The sequence below is a fragment of the Brevundimonas sp. FV1ye29L genome (genome assembly GCF_058681095.1).
In genome coordinates, this window is record NZ_CM178730.1 from 2,927,928 (window position 1) to 2,949,768 (window position 21,841).

At 69.1% G+C, this 21,841-nt stretch carries 22 protein-coding genes; 4 read left to right on the top strand and 18 right to left on the bottom strand.

Going from position 1 to position 21,841, the window contains the following annotated elements; translation table 11 throughout:
* Window positions 1-65 precede the first annotated feature (65 nt).
* Both ACW17W_RS14365 and ACW17W_RS14370 read right to left on the bottom strand, forming a co-directional pair.
* Entirely contained in the window at window positions 66-428 is a 363-nt protein-coding gene (locus ACW17W_RS14365) for a DUF6481 family protein (protein WP_492077581.1), read from the bottom strand.
* Window positions 429-736: 308 nt separating this feature from the next.
* Window positions 737-934, bottom strand: a complete 198-nt coding sequence (locus ACW17W_RS14370; protein ID WP_492077582.1) for a hypothetical protein — start codon at window positions 932-934, stop codon at window positions 737-739.
* Window positions 935-1,387: 453 nt separating this feature from the next.
* On the opposite strand from ACW17W_RS14370, the gene ACW17W_RS14375 reads away from it, so the two are divergent.
* Window positions 1,388-2,563: a cell wall hydrolase gene (locus ACW17W_RS14375; RefSeq protein WP_492077583.1), complete on the top strand. Its 1,176-nt coding sequence runs from the start codon at window positions 1,388-1,390 to the stop codon at window positions 2,561-2,563.
* A gap of 28 nt (window positions 2,564-2,591) precedes the next feature.
* Here ACW17W_RS14375 and nadC read toward each other — a convergent pair whose 3' ends face one another.
* The 6 genes from nadC to ACW17W_RS14405 all read right to left on the bottom strand — a co-directional run bounded on the left by nadC (window position 2,592) and on the right by ACW17W_RS14405 (window position 8,118).
* On the bottom strand, window positions 2,592-3,485 hold the full coding sequence (nadC, locus tag ACW17W_RS14380) for a carboxylating nicotinate-nucleotide diphosphorylase (protein ID WP_492077584.1): 894 nt from the start codon (window positions 3,483-3,485) through the stop codon (window positions 2,592-2,594).
* A gap of 7 nt (window positions 3,486-3,492) precedes the next feature.
* A complete protein-coding gene (locus ACW17W_RS14385; protein WP_492077585.1) occupies window positions 3,493-5,079 on the bottom strand; it encodes an L-aspartate oxidase in 1,587 nt (528 codons plus the stop codon).
* Entirely contained in the window at window positions 5,076-5,990 is a 915-nt protein-coding gene (locus ACW17W_RS14390) for a metalloprotease (RefSeq protein WP_492077586.1), read from the bottom strand. Before ACW17W_RS14390 ends, ACW17W_RS14385 begins: the two co-directional genes overlap by 4 nt.
* On the bottom strand, window positions 5,990-7,069 hold the full coding sequence (gene nadA / locus ACW17W_RS14395; RefSeq protein WP_492077587.1) for a quinolinate synthase NadA: 1,080 nt from the start codon (window positions 7,067-7,069) through the stop codon (window positions 5,990-5,992). The genes ACW17W_RS14390 and nadA overlap by 1 nt, the downstream gene beginning before the upstream one ends.
* Window positions 7,070-7,187: 118 nt before the next feature.
* Entirely contained in the window at window positions 7,188-7,424 is a 237-nt protein-coding gene (locus tag ACW17W_RS14400) for a helix-turn-helix transcriptional regulator (RefSeq protein WP_492077588.1), read from the bottom strand.
* Complete coding sequence (locus ACW17W_RS14405) at window positions 7,417-8,118, bottom strand: hypothetical protein (protein WP_492077589.1); 702 nt, start codon at window positions 8,116-8,118, stop codon at window positions 7,417-7,419. The genes ACW17W_RS14400 and ACW17W_RS14405 overlap by 8 nt, the downstream gene beginning before the upstream one ends.
* Window positions 8,119-8,273: 155 nt before the next feature.
* Here ACW17W_RS14405 and ilvA point away from each other — a divergent pair, with 155 nt between their 5' ends.
* Window positions 8,274-9,806 (top strand): threonine ammonia-lyase, biosynthetic, encoded by a 1,533-nt coding sequence (ilvA, locus tag ACW17W_RS14410; protein ID WP_492077590.1) that lies wholly within the window; start codon window positions 8,274-8,276, stop codon window positions 9,804-9,806.
* 56 nt (window positions 9,807-9,862) lie between these two features.
* Window positions 9,863-11,488: a M28 family peptidase gene (locus ACW17W_RS14415; RefSeq protein WP_492077591.1), complete on the top strand. Its 1,626-nt coding sequence runs from the start codon at window positions 9,863-9,865 to the stop codon at window positions 11,486-11,488.
* Between the two features lie 199 nt (window positions 11,489-11,687).
* Here ACW17W_RS14415 and ychF read toward each other — a convergent pair whose 3' ends face one another.
* The 6 genes from ychF to ACW17W_RS14445 form a co-directional block, all read right to left on the bottom strand.
* Window positions 11,688-12,782, bottom strand: a complete 1,095-nt coding sequence (gene ychF / locus ACW17W_RS14420) for a redox-regulated ATPase YchF (RefSeq protein WP_492077592.1) — start codon at window positions 12,780-12,782, stop codon at window positions 11,688-11,690.
* Window positions 12,783-12,855: 73 nt separating this feature from the next.
* Window positions 12,856-13,332, bottom strand: a complete 477-nt coding sequence (locus ACW17W_RS14425) for a copper chaperone PCu(A)C (protein WP_492077593.1) — start codon at window positions 13,330-13,332, stop codon at window positions 12,856-12,858.
* A 58-nt stretch (window positions 13,333-13,390) separates the two neighbouring features.
* Window positions 13,391-13,852, bottom strand: coding sequence for a copper chaperone PCu(A)C (locus tag ACW17W_RS14430; RefSeq protein ID WP_492077594.1), 462 nt, complete (start codon window positions 13,850-13,852; stop codon window positions 13,391-13,393).
* An 11-nt stretch (window positions 13,853-13,863) separates the two neighbouring features.
* The gene (locus tag ACW17W_RS14435) at window positions 13,864-15,240 is read right to left on the bottom strand and encodes a PepSY-associated TM helix domain-containing protein (protein WP_492077595.1); all 1,377 of its coding nucleotides are present in this window, start codon (window positions 15,238-15,240) and stop codon (window positions 13,864-13,866) included.
* On the bottom strand, window positions 15,240-17,315 hold the full coding sequence (locus ACW17W_RS14440) for a TonB-dependent receptor family protein (protein WP_492077596.1): 2,076 nt from the start codon (window positions 17,313-17,315) through the stop codon (window positions 15,240-15,242). Before ACW17W_RS14440 ends, ACW17W_RS14435 begins: the two co-directional genes overlap by 1 nt.
* Window positions 17,316-17,394: 79 nt before the next feature.
* Complete coding sequence (locus ACW17W_RS14445; RefSeq protein WP_492077597.1) at window positions 17,395-17,793, bottom strand: DUF2946 family protein; 399 nt, start codon at window positions 17,791-17,793, stop codon at window positions 17,395-17,397.
* Between the two features lie 232 nt (window positions 17,794-18,025).
* On the opposite strand from ACW17W_RS14445, the gene ACW17W_RS14450 reads away from it, so the two are divergent.
* Complete coding sequence (locus ACW17W_RS14450) at window positions 18,026-19,687, top strand: ComEC/Rec2 family competence protein (protein WP_492077598.1); 1,662 nt, start codon at window positions 18,026-18,028, stop codon at window positions 19,685-19,687.
* Window positions 19,688-19,818: 131 nt separating this feature from the next.
* Here the strand turns inward: ACW17W_RS14450 and pth are convergent, their stop codons facing one another.
* The 4 genes from pth to ACW17W_RS14470 form a co-directional block, all read right to left on the bottom strand.
* On the bottom strand, window positions 19,819-20,451 hold the full coding sequence (gene pth, locus ACW17W_RS14455) for an aminoacyl-tRNA hydrolase (protein ID WP_492077599.1): 633 nt from the start codon (window positions 20,449-20,451) through the stop codon (window positions 19,819-19,821).
* 4 nt (window positions 20,452-20,455) lie between these two features.
* Window positions 20,456-20,782, bottom strand: a complete 327-nt coding sequence (locus ACW17W_RS14460; protein WP_492077600.1) for a type II toxin-antitoxin system PemK/MazF family toxin — start codon at window positions 20,780-20,782, stop codon at window positions 20,456-20,458.
* Window positions 20,779-21,000 (bottom strand): hypothetical protein, encoded by a 222-nt coding sequence (locus ACW17W_RS14465; protein ID WP_492077601.1) that lies wholly within the window; start codon window positions 20,998-21,000, stop codon window positions 20,779-20,781. Before ACW17W_RS14465 ends, ACW17W_RS14460 begins: the two co-directional genes overlap by 4 nt.
* A 101-nt stretch (window positions 21,001-21,101) precedes the next feature.
* On the bottom strand, window positions 21,102-21,713 hold the full coding sequence (locus tag ACW17W_RS14470) for a 50S ribosomal protein L25/general stress protein Ctc (RefSeq protein ID WP_492077602.1): 612 nt from the start codon (window positions 21,711-21,713) through the stop codon (window positions 21,102-21,104).
* Window positions 21,714-21,841 lie beyond the last annotated feature (128 nt).

The following is a 21,841-nucleotide window of genomic DNA, read 5'->3' on the forward strand; positions in this document are numbered from 1 at the left end:
AACGAAAAAGAGCGCCGGCGGTGTCGCCGGCGCTCCGTCTCACATCTGTCGGGATCCGCGCAGGATCAGCGCGAACGGGCCTTGCGGGCGGCGTAGCGGGCGTCGCGGGCGGCCTTCTGTTCTTCCTTGGTCAGCTGTTTGCGCTCCTTGCGGGCGGCGCGCTTCTCGGCGTCGACCTCTTCCTGGGCGGCGAGCTCGGCGGCCATACGGGCGGCCTCCTTCTCGGCCTTCTCACGACGCAGCTCGGCCTTGGCCAGCTCATGCTGCTGGCGCAGCGCTTCCTTTTCGGCCGCGCGTTTGGCGGCGAGCTTGTCGAATTCGGGATCGGGTGCGGCGGCCTTGGGCTTGAACTTGGCCAACAGCGCCTTCTTGGCCTCCTGCTGGGTGGAGATGCGATCGTTGAAGCCGGTCTGTTTCAGATCTCTCATGCGTAGATGCTGGCGTCCTTGTGGGAGGGTCGAGGTCAGGCGAAGTGCGGGCCGCCGCGCGGCCTGACCGGCAAGGCCGGACGGACGGAGCGGGGGAGTTGGGGTCGGCGTAACGGGCGCCGGGCGCCGCCCTTAACCGAAAATCCGGTCAAAAGGCAAGGCGGCGCGCCTCTGACCCGGCCCCGGGGACGCCAGAAAGCGGCAGAGGACGGGCCGGGGCGGCGCCGAAGACACGAAAGTCCGGCGATCCAGCACCCGGTCGTTCGCCCCGGCCCCGGCCGCCCCGGCGTCGCCGGGGATGGTCGTCCTCAGTCCGGCTTCTGCGCCTGGCCCACGGCAGCGCCGGCGGCGCCCCCGACGGCGGCGCCCACCGGGCCTCCGACGACAGCGCCGGCGACCGCGCCGGTCGCCGCCTTCTGCTGGATAGTTTGGCCGCAAGCGGCGAGAGAAAATCCACCGAGGACGACGGCGGCGAGGACGACGGGGCGAAGTCGGGACGGATTCATCGGACGGCTCCTGGAAAAATGCTGAAATTCAACGCCGTCGGCCCCATCCGGTTCCACGTTAACGGTGAGTTTACGACCTTCTCCGCCACACCCTGATGACTACAAAGACGATCACGGGGCCTTCATTTTAACATCCGCTCATCAATCCAGAGATGATGTTGTGTTATGGAATACAGTATTGATCAACTATCTTTGCCGATTTGATCAATATTTTGCGGCGCATCCTCGATGGACGCTCAACTCACCGTCACAATTGCTGCGCCGCACCTCAATCTTGCGAATCAAACACATTGAGGCCATAAACGGATGGCTAAAGGCGCGACCTCGACACGAGCCGTTCGGCGAGCGTCGATGTCCGCGAGTGTAGCGGCGACCGGATCCTCGGATCCCTGGTCCCGGCGTGCGTGGATTTCCGGGGGCTGCTTTTCGGCCCTGCTGAACAGGACGACGCCTTTGCCAAACGCCTCGCCGATGCGGGTGGTTCCGACCGCTCCTTCCCTTCCCGCCTTCTCCACACCCTCGTTTTCAAAGGCCGGCGATCGCCTTGCGCGCATCCGGCCGGCGACAGCGGCGGCCCTGTTCGGAGCGGTGGCGGGGCTGGTTGTCGGCGGCGCCTATCTGGGCGGTCAGGCGGCGCGGGCGACGACCCTGCGCGCCCAGGCGGAACGGCTGGAAGGCGCGACCTCGGCCGGCTTCACCGAAGAGGCCCTGGCGGCGGCGGCGGGCGGTCTGGACGCCAGCGCCCTGAGCATCGCCCGGCGGCACGACCCCTATACAGTCGCCGGCGGCGCCCAGCGCGACCGGCAGGCCGAGCTTCTGACCGCGCGTCTGGAAACCCTGCGTTCCAACTCAGCCACGCCCGGTCTGCGCCAGATCAATCTTTCGACCTCGGGCCTGTCCGCCGTCGGCGGCGCCGCAGAGCCCTTCCGCATGGCCAGCGCGCTCGACGCCTCGCGCGATCTCGACTGCCTGACCCAGGCCGCCTATTACGAGGCCCGCGGCGAAGGCCGTGAGGGCATGCAGGCCGTCGCCCAGGTGGTCCTGAACCGGGTGCGTCATGGCGCCTTCCCCAACAGCGTCTGCGGCGTGGTCTATCAGGGCGCCGGACGCCGCACGGGCTGCCAGTTCAGCTTCACCTGCAATGGCGCCATGCGCGGCGGCGTCAATCGCGGGGCCTGGAGCCGGGCCCGCGACGTGGCGTCCAGGGCCCTGTCGGGCGCCGTCTTCGCCCCCGTCGGCAATGCCACCCATTTCCACACCACCGGGGTGTCGCCGGGATGGCGTCACGCCCTGATCCGCGTCAACCAGGTCGGCCAGCACCTGTTCTACCGTTTCGGCGGTCGGTCCGGCTCGCGCGGCGCGTTCGTCTACCAGGCCCGTCCCTCGGCGCCGGCGGAGAGCCCGCAGCTGCTTCAGGCCGGCCTGGACCCCTCGGACACCCTGCATCAGGCGGGTCAGGCCGTGGCCTATACGATGGTTCTGGCCCAGGACGGGCTGAACGCCGCCCGCGCCGGCGACACGCCGGCCCGCCCGGCCGAGGCCGCGCCCGCGCCCGCGCCGACGGCCCCGACCGTGAAGGCGGCCGCACCCGCCGCCGCCGCCCCCTCGCCGGCCACGCCCCAGACCTGAGGCCCGGGACGTCAGGGGCCTGACGGCTTCAGACCGCGTCCAGACCGATATCCAGCACCGGCGCCGAATGGGTCAGGGCGCCGACGGAAATGACATTGACGCCCGTCTCCGCAATGGCGCGGACCGTGGCCAGGTCGACCCCGCCCGAGGCCTCCAGAGTGATCCGGCCGGCCGTGCGTCGGACGCCTTCGCGCAGGTGCTCCAGGCTGAAATTGTCCAGCATGATCACGTCCGGCGCCCAGTCTGCGCCGGACGGGGCCTCGTCGATCAGGGCCAGGGCCTGATCCAGCTGGTCCAGCCCGTCGACTTCCAGCTCCACCTTCATCAGATGGCCGGCCATGGCGCGGGCGCGGCGCACGGCGGTCGCCACCCCGCCGCAGACGGCGACATGGTTGTCCTTGATCAGGATGGCGTCATCCAGTCCGAACCGGTGGTTCAGGCCGCCGCCACAGGCCACGGCGTGTTTCTCCAGCGCGCGCAGGCCGGGCGTGGTCTTGCGCGTGTCGGCGATGCGGACGCCCGTGCCCGCGACAGCCTCGACATAGGTCCGCGTCAGTGTGGCGACGCCGGACAGCCGGCCCAGAAGGTTCAACGCCGTGCGCTCGGCCGTCAGCAGGGCCCGGGCGTTTCCCTCGATTTCGGCGATGACGGTCCCGGGCGTCAGGGCCTCGCCGTCGCTCAGCCGGATGTCGATACGGGCGGCCGGGTCCATCGCCCGGACCGCCAGACGGATGCAGGCGACGCCCGCGACCACCCCCGGCTTGCGAGCCCTGAACTGGGCCTTCAGCCGGGCGTCGGCGGGAATACAGGCCTCGGCCGTCACGTCCCCGGCGCGGCCGATATCCTCCAGCAGGGCGGCGCGGATGATCGGCTCGATCATCACGTCCGGCAGCGAACGAACAGGTGTGCGAACGGCGCTCATACGGCCCTCAGATCGTGGCGATGACGGTGGCCAGAACGGCCGCGGTCGTGGCGACCGTCGCGGCCGCCATCGCCATATTGGTTTCGGTGTGGGTCAGCCGCGTGTGAACGGCCTGCGCCGCTGTCCCGGGATAGTCAGAGCGATAGTGGCCGCCCCGGCTCTCGCAGCGGGCCAGGGCTGACTGGCCGATCAGTCGCGCGGCGACCAGAGGCAGGGCGGCGCCGTGGGCCCGTTCCAGCCGGTCGATCAGACCCAGCAGCCGCTTCAGCCCTTCGGCGTCGCGGATCACGCCGCAGTCGGCGCTCATGGCCATACGCAGTTCCAGAAGCGCTTCGGGCGGCAGGTGCGGGGCGGAGGCTCCGCCGTCCCGGGCCCCGCCACGGCCCGGGGATTCCGCGGCGACCGCCCGGCCGGTGCGGCGACCGAAGGCGGCGGCTTCCAGCAGGGAGTTGGAGGCCAGTCGGTTGGCGCCATGCACCCCGGTTGCGGCGCATTCGCCGACAGCGAACAGGCCCTCCAGCGTGGTGCGGCCCTCCGTATCGGCGGTGATCCCGCCCATATGGTAGTGGGCGGCCGGGGCGACCGGGATCGGCGACAGGCGCGGATCCAGGCCGGCGGCCATGCAGGAGGCGAAGACGGCGGGAAACTCCTGCGGGAAATGCGCGCCGATCGCCGTTCGCGCGTCGAGAAAGACGCCCCGCCCCTCGGCCCGGGCCCGATGGACGGCGCGGGCGACGATGTCGCGCGGCGCCAGATCGGCGTCGGCCGCCTCGCCCAGGATGTAGCGGCCCTCCCCGTCGATCAGACGGGCCCCCTCGCCGCGCAGGGCCTCGGTCGCCAGGGGCATGGGGTCCAGACCGACGTCGATCGCCGTGGGGTGAAACTGCACGAATTCGGGATCCAGAATCTCGGCCCCCGCCTGCCAGGCCAGGGCCATCCCCTCGCCCAGCAGGGCTTCGGGGGTCGTGGTCATGCCGTACAGTCCTCCGGCGCCGCCCGTGGCCAGCACCACGGCGGAGGCCATGACCTCGACCTCCTCGGCTTCACCGGATCCGGTGCGCGCGATCCGGGCGCCGATGACGCGGCCGGACCCGTCCTGGATCAGGCCGCGCAGGCGGCCGTCCTCCCGGACCTCGATATGGCCGGAGGCGCGGACGGCGGCGACGAGGGCCGACAGGATGGCGCGTCCGGCGCCGTCGCCGCCCACCCGGGCGACCCGGGCCATGGAGTGGGCGGCCTCGCGGCTGACAGCGAAACCGCCGTCCGCCTCGCGGTCGAACGGCGCCCCGAGCGAGGCCAGCCATTCGACGGTGGCCCGGCCGTCGGCGGTCAGGGCGAGCGCCGCCTCATGGTCGACCAGTCCGGCGCCGGCGGCCTCGGTGTCTTTCAGATGCAGGCCGGGCGTGTCCTCGAACGACAGGGCGGCGGCCACGCCTCCTTGCGCCCAGGCGCTGGAGGCGGATTCCAGCAGCGGCGCCGGGCTGACGACCAGCACCTGCGCAGGCGCGGCGGACAGGGCGGTGGACAGGCCGGCGAGGCCGCCGCCGATGACCAGCGGGCCGTCGTGTTCGATACGGGCGATCGCGTCGCTCACAGCCGCTCGACGCCCAGGACGCGAAGACCGGCCTGCACCGCGCCATAGAGGCCGTCGTTCGACAGGGGCAGCAGGGTCCCGAGGGCCACGGCGACACAGGCGGCGGCCGTGGCCAGATACAGGATCAGGCTGACGACGGCCTCGCGTCCCGTCAGGGGCGTCTCCCCCGACCGGCCATTGCCGCGCTGCAACTGGCCCAGCAGGGACAGGGCGAGGAAGACGGCGAGGATATAGCGGCCTGTGGTCAGACCCCAGACCACCACCGCCGCCCCGATGGCGACCAGGGCGACCTTCTCCAGCATCGGGTGGACCCGGGCCAGCACGGGCCCGAGCGCGTGGGAGCCATCCAGAGGCGGCGCCGGCGCCATGTTCACCAGATTGATCAGGGCGACGAAAAAGGCCCCGATCAGCCACTCATCGTGCCCGGTCGCATACCAGACGGCCACAAGCGGCAGGACGGCGATCAGTCCGAAGGCCGGGCCGGCGAGGGAGACCAGCACCCCGTGCCATTCGCTGGCCGGCGGCCTCTGCCCCTTGGCCAGACCGCCGAGGAAGGGGATGACATAGATGCGCGCCGGGCCCATGCCATAGCGGTTCATCGCCAGCACATGGCCGTATTCGTGCACCAGCAGGCCGAACAGGGCGGCGACGACCACGATGAGGCTGCCGGTGATCCAGAACAGGAAGCCGCCCAGCAACAGGGTCGAGACGATCGCCCAGACCGGGCTCTGGCCCTTGTCGAGCACGCCGGTGCGGGCGGGCTGACCGGTTGGCGACCGTTCGACCCGCACACGGATCGGGCCGAGCCGGCGCTCGGTCACCACGGGGGCGGCGACGACCTCGTCCGGACGGGGATCCCACGGGCCGCGCGGCCTGGCCCCGGGGTTCCGGGGGGTGCTGTCATCGGTCATCAGATCAACTCAACCGCGACATGATGCCGGGCCTTCACAAGGTCGTAGCGCGACGGGACGGCGGGCGGCGGCAGGTCAACCATGCGCTGGACGGCCAGACGCGCGCGCTCGGCCATCGCCTCCGGCACCGTCACCTCGTACTGGAGATGCAGCAGACAGTCGCGGATGTTCTCCAGGGTGATCCGCTTCATGTGCGGGCACATGTTGCACGGACCGATGAAGTCGACCTCGGGCACGTCGCCCTTGATGTTCGAGGCCATCGAACATTCGGTGATCAGCACCACCTGACGCGGCTTGTTGCGCATCACATAGTCGGTCATGGCGGCGGTGGAGCCGGCGAAATCGGCCGCCGACAGCACCTCTTCCGGGCACTCCGGGTGGGCGAGGATCTCCGCGCCCGGATAGGCCAGCCGCATCTCGGCGACATCGGCGGCGGTGAACCGTTCATGCACCTCGCAGCGGCCCTGCCAGGCGATGATTCCGACCGTGGTCTGGGCCGCGACATTGCGGGCCAGGAACTCGTCCGGGATCAGGATGACCCGGTCGACGCCCCATTCCTTCGCCGCCCATTCGACGATCTGGACGGCGTTGGCCGAGGTGCAGCAGATGTCGGTCTCGGCCTTCACATCGGCCGTGGTGTTGACATAGGTCACCACCGGCAGCCCCGGATAGCGTTGCTTGATCAGCCGCACATCCGCCCCCGTGATCGAGGACGCCAGCGAACAGCCGGCGCGCAGGTCGGGGATCAGCACCATCTTGGACGGCGACAGGATCTTGGACGTCTCGGCCATGAAGTGGACCCCGGCCTGGACGATCACCTTCGCGTCCGACCGCGCCGCCTCCTTGGCCAGACCCAGGCTGTCGCCGACATAGTCGCCGACGCCGTGGAAGATCTCGGGCGTCATATAGTTGTGGGCCAGGATGACGGCGTCGCGGTCCTTCTTGAGCCGGTTGATCTCGACGATCAGCTCCGCCTGGGCCGGCCATTCGATCGGGGTGACGTGATCCTTGACCTTCTCCCAGACGGGAGCGGTCTCGCGGGCGGTGCTCTCGGACAACCCGAACATGCCGTCAGCCATCTCTCGAAATCCTCCGGCGGACCTTGCCGCCCGACTTATGCTCAAAGTGAACATATGTGAGGACAATGTAGTCCCCTCCCTGAGCAATGCAAGGGCTTCAGAAAGAGCGGTGCTCGCGTCACACCCGGTCGCGCCAGCCCGGCGATGCGTCATCGAGTGCGAACAGGGCCTCGACCGAAACCTCCAGGGCGCGGGCGAGGGACAGGGCGACCAGCACGGAGGGGGTGAAGACCCCGTTCTCGACCGTATTGACCGTCTTTCGCGACACCCCGGCCCGCTCGGCCAGGTCGGCCTGGGTCAGGCCGGCGGCCAGACGCACCTCGCGCAGCCGGATCGCCAGCCGGGGCTCACCCATTCGGGTCGGCCTTGCGGTCAAGCCAGGCATAACGCCACGCCGCCGTCGCCGAGGCCGCCATCAGGATCAGCGGCATGGCCATCACGCCCCACTCCGGTCTGTAGAGGCCGACAACGAATCCGGCTCCCAGCCCGACGCCGGCCACGCCGAGGGCAAGGCTGAGGGCGCGGCGGCGGAACGACTGCGTCAGTTCGTCCTGCAACAGGCGCTGGAGCTTCCTGTCGCCGCGATTGCCCAGGCCGGCGACCATCATCAGGACAGTCAGGGAGACCATCGGCCCCATCCCCGCGAACGCCCAGTCGGCGAGATCACCCCGTCCCTGCAGGATATCCCACGACACCCGAAGCGAAGTGATGTGCACCAGCAGGCTGACAGCGGGCATGAACTGGACCGACCGCGCATGCTCGCGCTGCACCCGGTCGCGATAGCTGCCGCCGGCCCTCCGCGCCGCCGCATCCGCCTCGACCTTCTGGAATCGCAAGGCCGCCCAGAGGCCGGCGATCATGGCGACGCCTCCGAGCAGCAGGCTCAGGATCGCCACGGGATGCGGCGACGGGCCCTGCTCGCCGAGAAACACGATGGCCAGGATGATCAGACAGGCCCCCAGACCCATGCCCCACAGGGACCAGACCCGCAGCCGCTGCTGTTGCCGGGCCTCGGCGGCGCGCTGCCGCCGGATTGTCTCTGCGTCCATCACGCCCTCCCGCGTCACCTTGAGGTTACATATCACCCATAGGTTACATCGCGTCAAGCGGAGCCTTACGACTGGCCGGTTTGTGCTCGACCCGGCGTCGATTGCGCCCTATGCGACAGCTTCCTTTCTCCCTGACGCGCTTTTTCGAGACATTCGTGCAAGACACCATCCGTCGCATCCTGACCGCCCGCGTCTATGACGTGGCCGAGGAGACGCCGCTGGATGCGATGCAGCGGATGTCGGCGCGGCTGGGCCGGCCGGTGCTGCTGAAGCGCGAGGACCTGCAGCCGGTGTTCAGCTTCAAGATCCGCGGCGCCTATAACAAGATCGCCCAACTGACGGAGGCGGAACTGGCGCGCGGGGTGATCTGCGCCTCCGCCGGCAACCATGCCCAGGGCGTGGCCCTGGCGGCGGCGCGGCGCGGCACGAAGGCGACCATCGTCATGCCCACCACCACCCCGGGCATCAAGGTGGCGGCGGTGCGGGCCCGCGGCGGCCATGTGGTCCTGCACGGCGACGAGTTTGACCAGGCGGCGGCCCATGCCCGGCGGCTGGAGGCCGAGACCGGCGCGGTCTTCATCCACCCGTTCGACGACCCCGACGTCATCGCCGGACAGGGCACCGTCGGTCTGGAGATCCTGCGCCAGCACCCCGACCCGGTCGAGGCCATCTTCGTGCCGATCGGCGGCGGCGGTCTGGCGGCCGGGGTGGCGGCCATCGTCCGCTTCCTGCGGCCCGAGGCGAAGATCATCGGCGTCGAGCCGGTCGACGCCCCGACCATGAAGACCGCCATCGACAGGGGCGAGGTCGTCACCCTGAACGAGGTCGGGCTGTTCGCCGACGGTGTGGCCGTGCGGCGGGCGGGCGACCACACCTTCCGCCTGTGCCGCGACCTGCTGGACGGCATCGTGCTGGTCGACACCGACGCCATCTGCGCGGCGGTCAAGGATGTGTTCGACGATGTGCGGGCCGTGGCCGAGCCGTCCGGCGCCCTGGCCCTGGCCGGGTTGAAGGCCTGGGCGGCGGACCATCCCGGCACGGGTTCGCTCATCGCCGTCAACTCGGGCGCCAATGTCAATTTCGACCGGCTGCGCCATGTCGCCGAACGGGCCGAGATCGGCGAGGGGGCCGAGGCCCTGCTGGCCGTGACCCTGGAAGAGGATCGGGAGGACTACAGCCGCTTCCTGACCCTGCTGGACGGCCGGTCGGTGACCGAGTTCAACTATCGCTGGTCCGACGTCGGCAAGGCCCGGTTCTTCGTCGGCGTGGCCCTGAGGCACGGACCGGGCGAGAAGGACGAGCTGATCGCCCGGCTGCGCGAGGCCGGCTATGCCGTCGAGGACATGACGGACAACGAAGCCGCCAGGCTGCATGTCCGCCATATGGTCGGGGGCCGGGCCACCGGGCTGAAGGACGAGCGGGTGCTGCGCTTCGAGTTCCCCGAACGGCCGGGCGCCTTCCTGCGGTTCCTGGCCAGTCTGCAACCGGCCTGGACCCTGACCCTGTTCCACTATCGCAACCACGGCGACGACGTCGGCCGGGTGCTGGCGGGGATCTCCGTCCAGCCTGCGGAGCTTCCGGCCCTGACCGCCGCGCTGGGCCAGCTGGCCTATCCCTATGTCGACGAGACCGACAATCCCGCCATCCGCCTGTTCCTCGACGGGGCGCGGCCCATGACGAAACTTTAATGAACGGGGTCCTTCGCCATCCCTAAGGTGCCGGCCGCATCCCTATGGAGTCCCTGATGTTCGCCCGTCTGATCCGCAGCGCCGCTGTCCCGGCCGTTTCCGCACTGGCCCTGTTGCTGGCCGCCGCCCCCGCAGCCGCCCAGGACTTTGACGCCACACGGCTGTCGGATCACATCAAGGTCCTGTCCGACGACAGTTTCGAAGGCCGTTTCCCCGGCAAGATCGGCGAGGAGAAGACCCTCGCCTATCTGCAGGCCCAGTATGAGGCCATGGGGCTGGAGCCCGGCGGCGAGAACGGCGGCTGGCTCCAGGCTGTCGACCTGCTGCGCATGACCCCCACCCGCCCCTCGACCGGCAGCTGGACCGGCCCCGACGGCGTCGTCCACCCGATCGAGACCGGACTGGCCCTGCGCGCCGGCGCCGCTCCGGCGGGCGTGACCTCGGCCGACATCCAGCTGACCGGCCTGCCCCTGGTCTTTGCCGGCTATGGCATCGTCGCCCCGGAGAGGGACTGGGACGACTATGGCGACACGGACCTGACCGGCAAGGTCGTGCTGATCCTCGGCGGCCAGCCCGAGCGTTTCGGAACCGACCCGAATTTCTACGGCTCCGGCGCCCACAAGACCGCCGAGGCCCTGAAACGCGGCGCCGTCGGCGTCATCACCCTGGCCCTGAACCCCAATGCGCGCGGCATGCGCGGCAACACCCGCCCGCGTATGACCATCGTCGGCTCACCGGACGCACAGTTCAACGGCGTCATGTCGATGGACATCGCCGAGGCCATGGCGACGTCCATCGGCGGCCAGATGGCCGACGCCCTGACCGCCGCCCGGGCCGGGGGGTTCAAGGCCCACGACACGGGCGTCACCCTGGGCGTCGACATCGCCGAGAGCGGAGAGGTCATCCGCTCCCACAACCTTCTGGCCAAAATCACCGGCACGGAGCGGCCGGACGAATATCTGGTCTATTCGGCCCACTGGGATCACGTCGGCACGGCGACCACCCCCAATGCGGCGGGCGACAGCATCTATAACGGCGCCTGGGACAATGCCTCGGGCACCTCGGGCGTGCTGGAGATGGCGCGCGCCTTCGCCGCCGGCGAAAAGCCGGAACGCACCGTCGTCTTCCTGCATGTCACGGCCGAGGAACAGGGGCTGCTCGGCTCCAAATGGTATGCCAACCACCCGGTCTATCCGCTGGCGACGACGGCCGCGAACATCAATATCGACATGCTGCCCTTCACCCCGGCGACGCGCTCGATCGCCATCTTCGGCCCCGGCAAGTCGACCCTGGAGGACGATCTGGCCCGTCTGGCCGCCGCACAGGGCCGTCCCGGCGGCGTGGTCGGCGACGGCGAGCCGGAACAGGGCTTCTACTACCGCTCGGACCATTTCAACTTCGCGGCGGGCGGCGTCCCGGCCCTGATGCCCTGGACCGGCGTCGACTTCGTCGAGGGCGGCGAGGCTGTCGGCCGGCCCTACTACCAGGCCCAGATGGCGACCTACTACCACAACCTCGAGGACGAATGGCGGCCTGACTACGACTTCACCGCCGCCCGCCAGAACCTCGAACTGCTCTACCGGCTGGGCCGCGAGATCGCCGACGGAACCGGCTGGCCGCAGTGGAAACCGACCGCCGAGTTCGGCCGCCTCCGCGCCGCGAGCGAGGCGGCGCGGCAGTAAGGGGCAGTTGCACCCGACAGGTCGCCGCTGATCGCTGGATTTGCGCTGTGCACGCCCTCTCCCGGCGGGAGAGGGACAGGGCATTCCGTGGGGGCGACAAGGAACCGGCCGGTCGGGACATTGCCCCCCGGCGTCCGGACCGGCGTCCGGACCGGCGTCCTGGACTGGCGGCGGCCGGACGCCGCCGCCGCCCGCCCGGTCAGTTGAACAGGAAGTTCATCACGTCGCCGTCCTTGACGACATACTGTTTGCCCTCGGCCCGCAGCTTGCCGGCCTCGCGCGCCTTCGCCTCGCCGCGCAGGGCGACATAGTCCTCGAAGGCGATGGTTTCGGCGCGGATGAAGCCCTTCTCGAAATCGGTGTGGATCACGCCGGCGGCCTGGGGCGCCGTGTCGCCGATATGGATGGTCCAGGCCCGGGCCTCCTTGGGCCCCACGGTGAAATAGGACTGCAGGCCCAGCAGGGCATAGGCCTCGCGGATCAGCCGGTTCAGGCCGGGTTCGGCCAGGCCGAGGCTTTCCAGAAACTCGGCCTGTTCCTCGGGCGACAGCACCGCCAGTTCGGAATCGATCTTGGCCGAGATGACCACCGACTTGGCGTTGTCGGCGGCGGCGCGGGCGGCGACCAGATCGGACAGTTCATTGCCCTTGTCGGCCGATCCCTCGTCGACGTTGGACACATAGAGGGCCGGCAGGGAGGTCAGCAGCTGCAGCATATGCCAGGCCTTCTCGTCCTCCTTCGACACCTCGACCACCCGCGCGGGCTTGCCGGCGCGCAGGGGCACGAGGGCGGCGTTGATCAGCCTCAGGGTCTGGGCGGCGTCCTTGTCCCCGCCCTTGGCCTTCTTCTCGACGTTGACGACCCGCTTCTCGAGGCTTTCGAGGTCAGCCAGCATCAGTTCGGTCTCGATGATCTCGAGGTCCGAGATCGGGTCGATGCGGTTCTCGACATGGGTGATGTCGTCGTCGACGAAACAGCGGGCGACGAAGGCCACGGCGTCGCAGTCGCGGATATTGGCCAGGAACTGGTTGCCCAGCCCCTCCCCCTTCGACGCGCCGCGCACCAGGCCGGCGATGTCGACGAAGGTGATCCGCGACGGAATGATGTCCTTGGACCCCGCGATCTCGGCCAGGGCCTCGAGCCGGGGCTCGGGGACGGCCACGTCGCCGGTGTTCGGCTCGATGGTGCAGAACGGATAGTTGGCCGCCTGGGCCGCCGCCGTCTTGGTCAGGGCGTTGAACAGGGTGGACTTGCCGACGTTGGGCAGGCCGACGATCGCGACTTTCAGGGCCATGGGGCTTTCAGACTTTGAAGTGAGGGCGTGGCTTTAGCGACTCCGGGGCCGTTTGTCAGGCTGGCCCCCGAAATCAGTCCTTCGGCGGCCGCACCGGGGCCTGGACCGTCATCGCGGGGGTGCCCGAGAAGGTAAAGGTCAGGGGTACGGCCGTGCCCTCGGTCAGGGGGCCGGTCAGGCCCATCAGCATCAGATGCTTGCCGCCCGGCGCCAGTTCAACCTTCTGGTCCGCCGCCAGGGGCAGGCCGTCCGGCAGGGCGGTCATCTTCATCATCCCGCCCTCCATCGTCATGTCGTGGACCTGCACCTCGCCGGCCAGGGGGGTGGCGACGCCCGTCAGCCGGTTGGCGGTGGAGGCCTTGATGGTGGCGTAGCAGGCGCCGACCTGGGCGCCGTTGGGCGACGGCCGGCACCAGGGGTCGCTGATGACCACGCTGGCGGTGACGCCGTCGGTGCTCACAGAAGCCTTGGTGGCGTTCTTCGGCCGGTCGCCGCATCCGGCCAGGACCAGCAGGGCGAGAGGGGCGGCGATCCACGGGGAGATTGTCATCATCCCTCCTCAATAGGCCAGTCTGGCCTCTGCGCAAACCGCCGCCTCAGCCTCGGCCTCAGTGCGACATGGCGCCCGGGGTCATGGCGGGCTGGCCGACCCGGGCCCGGACGCCGATCGATCCGGCGTGTTCGAACGTCAGGGTCAGGGACACCGTCTCGCCGGCCTTCAGCGGCTGTTTCAGCTGCATCAGCATGATGTGGTTGCCGCCGGGCTTCAGCGTCACCGCCTCGCCGGCCGGCAGGGCCAGACCGTCCTTCATCTCGGCCATCGACATGACGCCGTTCTCGACCTTCATCTCGTGGATCTGGCCGAGGCCGGCCACGGGGCTGGAGACGCTGACCAGCCGGTCATCGCGACTGGCCGTCAGGGTGATGTAGCAGCCGGTGGCGTCCCGGCCGTTCGGGGTCGGGCGGCACAGGGCGTCGGCGGGCGCCACCACCGCCAGGGCGTCGGGTTCGGACGAGCCGCCGCAGGCCGACAGCAGCATCAGGGCGGAGGGGATCAGCAGGCGTTTCATGGAAGTCTCCTTCAGGGTCGGGACGCGGCGGGACGCCGCAGGCGGTGGAACAGGCGATCAAACATCAGGGCGGCGATCAGGCTCAGCCCCGTCAACGGAAACAGGACGGCCAGCGGCAGGACGATGCCGAGGACGGCGGCCCGCACGCGCGGGCCCGGCGGGGCGGCCGGCGCGCCCAGCCTTCCGGCCGGCCGACGTTTCCACCACATGACCAGCCCGCTGATCGCCAGCGCCCAGACGGCGACACAGCCGCCCAGCATCACATAGCGATTGATCCCGCCGTACTGGGTCCCCTGATGGACGGCGATGCCCCATTCGAAGGCGCGGGCGCCGACGCCGAACTGGCGCCAGCCGATATCGGCCCGCACCGCCCCGGTCACGCCGTCGACATAGACGACCCGCGTATCCTCGACCTGTCGCACCACGCGGGCGGCGGTGAAGGCCAGATCCGGGGTCTTCGGGATCGACACCAGATACGGGCGAACGAGCCCCTGCCGCTCCGCCGTGGCGATCACGGTCGACAGCCGGGCCGGAGGGGCGGGGTGGAGGCCGGCATGACCGGCGGGCATGACCATCCCCTCCATGGTCCAGCCGACCCCGGCGGGGGCGTCAGGGTGCTCCGCATGGGCGAAGGGGCTGGCGGCGGCCGGCGGTTTCGGTCGGCCCAGCCCGTGGTCCTTGACCCAGCTCATATACTGGTCGCCCCAGAAGGCCGACCAGGGCATGCCGGTCAGGGCCAGGAAGGCGATCACCCCGCCGGCATAGAGGCCGGTCACGGCATGCAGGTCGCGCCAGAACGGACGACGCTGCGGATCCCTCGCCCTGACGGATGCCACCCCCACGCCCCGGCCGCGCGGCCACCACATGAAGATCCCCGTGGCGACAAGGATCAGGGCCCAGCCGGCGACGATCTCGACGACATAGTTGGCCCACGGCCCGATCAGGGCCAGACTGTGCAGCCGCTTGACCGTCTCCATCACCCCGCCATAGGCCGTGACCCCCGTCAGCTGGGCGTCGTGCGGATCGACGAAGGCGGTGCGCCGGCTCCCGTCCGGCAGACGGACCGTCAGCCGCACCGCCTCATCCGCCCGGGCGGGGATCAGGACATTGGCGACCTTGCCGCCTGTCCCGGCCTCCGCCGCCGCGACCCAGCGGTCGGGCGAGGCGACCGTCGCCCGCGCCTCGACCCGCGCGATGGCGCGGTACACCGCCCCGTCGATCTCGCCTTCGAACAGATACAGGGCCCCGGTCAGGGCCATCAGCATCAGCACCGGCAGGACCAGCAGCCCGGCATAGAAATGCCAGCGCCACACCGCCCGATAGGCGCCGGACAGGGGTCGGGGGACGGCCGGCGCCGCCCCCTTCCCGGCAGTGTCACTGACCGCCATCAGTAGGCCAGCCGCAGGCCGACGAAGGCCGAGACGCCCTCCCCCGGCCAGAAGACGGCGGTCGAGGCGGTGCGGGCGTCGGTCACGGCGCTGAAGTTGGAGACATAACGCTCGTCGAACAGGTTGCGGGCGTCGACGAACAGGCTGGACCGGTCATCGATCTTCCAGCCGAGACCCAGGTTCACCACCGTATATCCCGGCGCCTTCATCGTGTTGCGATAGTCGACCCAGCTGTCGGACGGGGTCGTCTCCACCGCCGGGGCGATGAACCAGCCGGCGGGATGATCATAGCGCAGCTCGGCCCGGTACAGATGCGGCGGGACCAGCGGCAGGTCGTTGTCGCCATAGACCTTGTCGCCGTCGAAGAAGAAGTCGGACCAGCTCCAGGTCTGGCGCAGTCGCCAGCCGGGCGCGAACCGCCAGTCCAGCCCGGCCTCGATCCCCTGATGCACGGTCGGACCGGCGTTGAAGGTCGCCGCCGGAATGCCGAGCGCCGGATTGACCACAAAGTTCAGCAGTTCATGGTCCAGCTCGGCGCGATAGACGGCGACGTCCCATGACAACTGCGCGGTGCGGCCGCGCAGCCCCGCCTCCCAGGTCCAGGCCTCCTGGGCCTCGACGGGGGCGAAGCCGCCGACCGTGGGGGACAGCGACCCGAAGTTGGGCGGTTCGATCGAGCGCGTCACATTGGCATAGGCCTGGGCCCCCGACGCGCTCTCCCACAACAGGCCGAGGCGCGGCGCGAACCACTCATAGTCCTTGCCGGTGGTCAGGTTGAAGGTCGAGGCGACCCCCGGCAGGGCGAAGCTCTGATAGTCGCGCTCGGCCCGTCCCAGGGCGCCGCCGGCGACGACGGCGATCTGGTCCGTGACGAACAGTCGCCCCTCGGCGAAGACATCGAGCGCCTTCGCATTCTGGCGGGCGCTGGCCGTGCGGGCGCCGCTGGAGCCGCGCACATTGACGAACTGTTGCGCATCCAGATCGCCGACGCGGTACCAGGCCCCGCCGAAGGCATCCGCCCTCAGGCCGAACAGCTGCCCCTCCCAGTCCAGCCGGCCGAAGGCGCCGTAGTTGCGGCTCTGCTGGTCGATGACCTGGAAGATCGGGTGATGCAGGTCCTTCCAGGTGCCATAGACCGCCCCCTCGAACAGCAGGCCGGGCGACAGTCGCCAGCGGGTCGACAGGGTGGTGCGCACCGAGGCGTAGTCGCGTTGCCAGGCGTTGGCGACATTGGCCGCAGCCGGCATGACGGGGGTGTTCAAGGCCTGGGCCAGGGTCAGGGAGCCGGGAATATCCTGATGGACATAGGCGCCCTGGACGATCAGCCGGGCCTCGCGGTCCTCGCCGAAGCTGCGGCCGATATTGGCGGTGATGTACTGCTGTTGGCCCTTGGAGTTCTGGCGCCAGCCCTCGGCCGTGGCGCCGGTGACGCCCAGAAAGCCGTCCCAGTCGCCGCGCACGCCCCCGACCTCGGCATGCAGCCGGCCGGTGCGCCATGAGCCGAAATCGGCGCGCAGGCTGGCGGTCTCACCCGAGGTGCGGCCGTTCGGCGTCACCAGATTGACCGCCCCGCCCAGCAGGGCGCCGCCGAAGCGCAGGGCGTTGCCGCCCTTGTACACCTCGGTGAACCGGGCCAGCAGGGGATCGACCATCTGCACGTCGCCGAAGCCGTCGGCCTCGTTGAAGGGGATGCCGTCCTGCGACACGAACAGGCCGCGCAGATGGTTGGCGTTGCCGATGCCCGAGCCCCGGATAGAGATTCGCACGTCCCCGCCCCATTTCTTCTGGGCATAGACCCCGGGCACGTCGCGCAGGACGTCAGCGATATTCGGCGCATAGCGGCTCTCGAGGCTTTCCGCCGAGACCACGGCCACGGACCCGGGGGTGCGCGACAGGCGGCGGCGGGCCTCGGCCACGGCCGGGGGATCCTCGGGATTGCGGGCGCCGGTGACGATCACCTCGCCCAGATCAACGGCGGGGCCGGATTGGGGGTCCCCTTGAATTTCACGGGCGAGGGCGGGGCTGGCGAGCAGGCAAAGCAGGGCGGCCGGAGCCGCCGACATGAGACGTCGCATGGAGAGAAGGTCCTGAAACAGAAGAAGGCGAGCGCGCGCGATCGATCACGCGGCGCATGGGGTCGCTATCGGGGTCTGTTCAGGCTTCGGGAGGGGCCGTGGACGGCGGCCGGGGCGGGGCCCGCGCCGGCGGCAGGACAGAGTGGGCCTCGGCGATATAGACCGGGGCCGGCCGGGTGATCGCGCCCGTGACCTTTACGAGGATCGGCGGCTGCGGCAGGTCGGCCGGGGCGACCAGCAGACAGGCGGCGCATTTCGGCCCCCCGCCCGCCTGCGGCTTGCCGTCGATGGGATTGCCGTGGGCGTCCAGCGCCAGGGTCTGCGGCCCCTCGGCCGAACAGAGCACCAGCACCTGCCCCGGCCGCGCCGCCGCCTGGGCCGCAAAGGGCGCCAGGGAGCCGAACACGATCGCGAACAACGCCGCCAGCAAAGCCAGCGAACGCGCGATCGACCAGTCCTCGACCTGGCGGCGGTTCATCCGTGAGGACTTAGCGAGGATGCCCGTTCAGGGAAAGCGCAACCTCGCCGCATCGGCATCGCTATGCGGCGGGATTCGGGAGGACGCAGGAGGTTCGCCTTTGGCCCGGGGCGAATATTCGCTCCGCCGGTCCTCATTCCCGGCGACGAACCGGATGCGGGCGGTTCTCAACGACTGAGACACAGGCCGGCGCCCATGGTATAACGATGTTCAGTTATCCAGCGAGGCGGCTATGACGGTGCGTGCCGGGGCAGTTGCGTACATCGACTCCTGTGATGGCAAGTATCAGCTAATGGCGAAGGTGCTCGCCAAAGAGACGCCGGCAAAGGGCCGCAGGCAGAGAGAGACCTGGGGCAAGGCGGCCCTGTTGTGGGGCGACGAAGTCTTCGTTCGGGAAATCAACGGGAGCAAGGCCAGGGTCTCGGCAAAGGGCCACCTCCTGGAGGTGCCCAGGGCCCGCCTGACTGACGAGTCGATCCTGAGCATCTGGCAGATTGACGTGGGGCAAGGCGACGCCAGCCTCATCCGTTTTCCGGATGGAAAATGGGCGGCCATCGATCTTGGGCCGGGCCGCACCGGTTTCATCAATACCAATAGCGGGCGGACAGCCGTCGACTTCATGGCGTGGATGGCTTTCGACGACCATCTGTGGATGTTTGAGGCTAGGGGTGATGAGGACAAGCCGTTCCATTTCGACTGGATCGCCTTCACCCATCCGGATGAGGACCATATCGGCGCGGGCCAGCAGTTCGTTGACAGGCTCGGCGACTACTGGAGCGTCGGGACGGTGTACCACGGCGGCATGGGGCGGTTCGATGGCCAGGCGAGAGCGTGGTCAGCGACAGAACCCGGCCTGTCGCAACTCGGGGAAGTGGCGGGCGTCGAGGAGGGTGAACTCTATCTCGGGACGCTCATTGACGACTTCGCCGATGTCGACAGGTTCGAGCAGCCCGGTCCCGGGCGGGCCTGGGCTCTGAGCGGCAACTGGGGAGCGATCCTCAAGGGTCTGCGGGACCATCAAGGGGGCGCCGTGGGCGAGTTAAGACGCCTGTCCGACAAGTCGAACGGCGGCCCACTGGCTGCGGCCCCGGTGAAGGTCAAGGTGCTCGGGCCGATCGAGGCAGCCATCCCGCCGACCGGTGCGCCCGGCCTGCGCTACCTCGACGAAAACAAGACCTCCGGCTTCTACAATCTCGCTGCGCCTTCACTTACGCGCAATGGCCAGTCGTTGGTGCTGCGTCTCGACTTCGGCGATGTGCGGATTCTGACCACAGGCGATCTAAATTTCCGGTCTCAGGCGCTTCTGCTCCAGAGATGGTCGCCGGGCGAGTTCGCCTGCCACGTCGGCAAGGCGTGCCACCACGGGTCGGACGACATCTCGTGGAAATTTCTCCAGGCCATGTCTCCGATCGCGACGCTGTTCTCAAGCGGCGACCAGGAAACCCACGTCCATCCCCGCGCTCTGGTTCTCGGCATGACAGGCGCCTTTGCGCCGCGTCTGAAGTGGAACCGGCCTCAGGCGGACGGACGCACGAAAACCGTCACCCAGACATTTGCCGGCCACACGGAAGAAGAGCTGTTCGCGCCGCTGCTCTACTCGACGGAACTGTCGCGATCCGTGGCCTTCAACTCGGGCTACAAGACCTACAGGCGGGGCCCCGTAACGGACGGGAAGACGACCCACACGGAAATCGATGACTGCTGGATGGCCAGGAACGCCAAAGGCCCGTTTTCTCGGCCACGAGATCTCCGGATCGTCGAAAAATTGACCTACGGCCTCATCAACGTCCGCACCGACGGCAAAACCGTTGCCATTGCGGTGCTTGAGGAATCCTCAACCCATCCGGCCTTCCACGTCGAGACCTTCAGGCCCTCGGAGCTTGAGCCGATCTAGGGTGATCGCCGGGAGCGACCGCTTCACGCTACACAGACCTGACCGCCAGACGGCGGCCAAAACCCCCTGCCCCTGGCCGGGGCGCGAAAGGTCCGCGTCCGGGACGCCGCCGCCCTTGCCGGCAGGAAACCCTAAGCCCCCCTGGCCTGCTGGCGGGGGCTGAATTTCGGCGCCGGGGCCAGCCTCAGCACCTCGCCCTGATAGCGTTCGTCGTCTCCGCCCACAGCAAACGGCAGGGCGTCGGCGCAGGCGTTCAGCAGGGCCTCCAGCCAGGGCTGTTCGGCCTTGTGGAAGTCGCCCAGCACATGCGGCATCACCAGATGCGCCTCGCCCGGATGGCCGATGCCCATCCGCGCCCGGCGGAAGTCGGCGCCCAGATGGCTGATCAGGGACCGCACCCCGTTCTGGCCGGCCGCCCCGCCGCCGGTCTTCATCCGGAACCGGCCGGGGGCCAGGTCGATCTCGTCATGGAAGACGATGATCTCCGAGGGCTTGATCTTGTAGAAGCGCGCCGCCTCCCCGACCGCCCGGCCGCTCTCGTTCATGAAGGTCTGGGGTTTCATCAGCAGAACCTTGACGGGCCCGCCGCTGGCGTTCGGGCCCGCCGTCTCGACCTCGCCTTCGCTGATGACCGACTGGAACTTGGCCCGCTCCGGCCCGAACCGCCACCGGCGCGCGATCTCGTCGACGGCCATGAAGCCGATGTTGTGGCGGTTTTTCTCATACTTGGCGCCCGGGTTGCCCAGGCCGGCGATGATGATCATGAGGTCAGTCACCAAGCCCGAGCACGAACATCAGGCTGGAATCGAGCATCTGCATATGTTCGGCGCCCAGTTTACCGATCCTGTCGCGGCATCGACGCCGGGGGACCGCAGTTATCTTGTCCGTCATGATAACGGATGGCGAGAGAAGGCCGTTCTCCGACGTCGGGGTCAGAACGGGTCGAAACGGCCCGGCGGTGGACACATCGGTGGTCAAGGGACAGACCAGCAGGCTGTCGACCTCGAAAAGCGCCTCGCCCTGAACCAGCACGGCGGGACGGGGCTTTCCATAGTCTCCAGAGAGGACGACGATCAGCGGATCGCCCCGGTTCATTCCGGAAGCGAACGCCAGAGATCGGCAGCGTTCTCCTCGATCTCGTCGAGAAGCGCGCGCTCTTCCTCGGAGGCGTTGATCCGCGTCAGGGCCGCACCGACCTGGTCGCGCATGCCCGGGGCATCGAGATCGACGACCCAGCGCCGCACCTCCTTGTAACCCCGGGCACGCATGCCATCGGGGTCGGATCCTTCAAGACCGGCGGCGGTTCCGTCCATGCCCCTGACAATAGTCCAGCCGGACGGGTGCAGCAACGAAAAGCCCCGCCCGGCGAACCGGACGGGGCTGTGATCTTCAAACCCGTGAAGGCCGATCAGGCTTACGAGGCTTCGCCTTCGGCGGCTTCGTCGGCGGCTTCCGACTGGGCGGCCGACGAGGTCTTGATCGTGGCGATCACGAAGTCGCGGTCGGTGATGGTGGCCGAGGCGCCCTTGGGCAGGGTGATGTCCGACATGCGGATGGTGTCGCCGATCTGGCGGCCGGTCAGGTCCACGACCAGCTCGTCGGGGATCTGGTCGGCGCGGACCAGGATCTCGACGGCGTGACGGACGACTTCCAGCGAACCGCCGGCGCGGGTGTAGGGCGCCTCGTCGACATTGGCGAAGTGGACGGCGACCTCGATCTTGATCGGGGCCTTTTCGTCGACGCGCATGAGGTCGAAGTGGAGCGGGCGGTCCGACACCGGGTCGAACTGCACGTCCTTGGCGATGACCGGCTGGGTCTCTTCGCCATACTTCAGGGTCACCAGGTGGCCCAGCAGCTTGCCGGTGTAGAGGGACTTGCGGAAGTCCTTCTCGTTCACCGAAATGGCTACGGGGGCCTTGTCGCCGCCGTAAAGGATGCCCGGAACGGCGCCCGAACGGCGGGCAGCGCGCGCGCCGCCCGTGCCGGTGTTTTCGCGGACGTCCACGTTCAGAATGATCTCGGCCATCTGGCTCGCCTCAACAACAAAAACGCCTGCGCCGAAATCGGCTCGCGCAGACGGGGTCGGAACCCACGAATTCAAGAGCGCGGGCTATTACACGCAAGACCGGGCCTGCGCAACCGACTCTCTTGCGA

Coding starts and splice junctions, on each gene's coding strand:
- nadA (WP_492077587.1), bottom strand. CDS start 7,069: ATGGCTGACGGCATGTTCGGGTTGTCCGAGAGCACCGCCCGCGAGACC.
- nadC (WP_492077584.1), bottom strand. CDS start 3,485: ATGAGCGCCGTTCGCACACCTGTTCGTTCGCTGCCGGACGTGATGATC.
- ACW17W_RS14430 (WP_492077594.1), bottom strand. CDS start 13,852: ATGAAACGCCTGCTGATCCCCTCCGCCCTGATGCTGCTGTCGGCCTGC.
- ACW17W_RS14450 (WP_492077598.1), top strand. CDS start 18,026: ATGACGGTGCGTGCCGGGGCAGTTGCGTACATCGACTCCTGTGATGGC.
- ACW17W_RS14415 (WP_492077591.1), top strand. CDS start 9,863: ATGTTCGCCCGTCTGATCCGCAGCGCCGCTGTCCCGGCCGTTTCCGCA.
- ychF (WP_492077592.1), bottom strand. CDS start 12,782: ATGGCCCTGAAAGTCGCGATCGTCGGCCTGCCCAACGTCGGCAAGTCC.
- ACW17W_RS14440 (WP_492077596.1), bottom strand. CDS start 17,315: ATGCGACGTCTCATGTCGGCGGCTCCGGCCGCCCTGCTTTGCCTGCTC.
- pth (WP_492077599.1), bottom strand. CDS start 20,451: ATGATCATCATCGCCGGCCTGGGCAACCCGGGCGCCAAGTATGAGAAA.
- ACW17W_RS14470 (WP_492077602.1), bottom strand. CDS start 21,713: ATGGCCGAGATCATTCTGAACGTGGACGTCCGCGAAAACACCGGCACG.
- ACW17W_RS14465 (WP_492077601.1), bottom strand. CDS start 21,000: ATGGACGGAACCGCCGCCGGTCTTGAAGGATCCGACCCCGATGGCATG.
- ACW17W_RS14365 (WP_492077581.1), bottom strand. CDS start 428: ATGAGAGATCTGAAACAGACCGGCTTCAACGATCGCATCTCCACCCAG.
- ACW17W_RS14435 (WP_492077595.1), bottom strand. CDS start 15,240: ATGGCGGTCAGTGACACTGCCGGGAAGGGGGCGGCGCCGGCCGTCCCC.
- ACW17W_RS14445 (WP_492077597.1), bottom strand. CDS start 17,793: ATGAACCGCCGCCAGGTCGAGGACTGGTCGATCGCGCGTTCGCTGGCT.
- ACW17W_RS14425 (WP_492077593.1), bottom strand. CDS start 13,332: ATGACAATCTCCCCGTGGATCGCCGCCCCTCTCGCCCTGCTGGTCCTG.
- ACW17W_RS14460 (WP_492077600.1), bottom strand. CDS start 20,782: ATGAACCGGGGCGATCCGCTGATCGTCGTCCTCTCTGGAGACTATGGA.
- ACW17W_RS14390 (WP_492077586.1), bottom strand. CDS start 5,990: ATGACCGATGACAGCACCCCCCGGAACCCCGGGGCCAGGCCGCGCGGC.
- ACW17W_RS14400 (WP_492077588.1), bottom strand. CDS start 7,424: ATGGGTGAGCCCCGGCTGGCGATCCGGCTGCGCGAGGTGCGTCTGGCC.
- ACW17W_RS14405 (WP_492077589.1), bottom strand. CDS start 8,118: ATGGACGCAGAGACAATCCGGCGGCAGCGCGCCGCCGAGGCCCGGCAA.
- ACW17W_RS14370 (WP_492077582.1), bottom strand. CDS start 934: ATGAATCCGTCCCGACTTCGCCCCGTCGTCCTCGCCGCCGTCGTCCTC.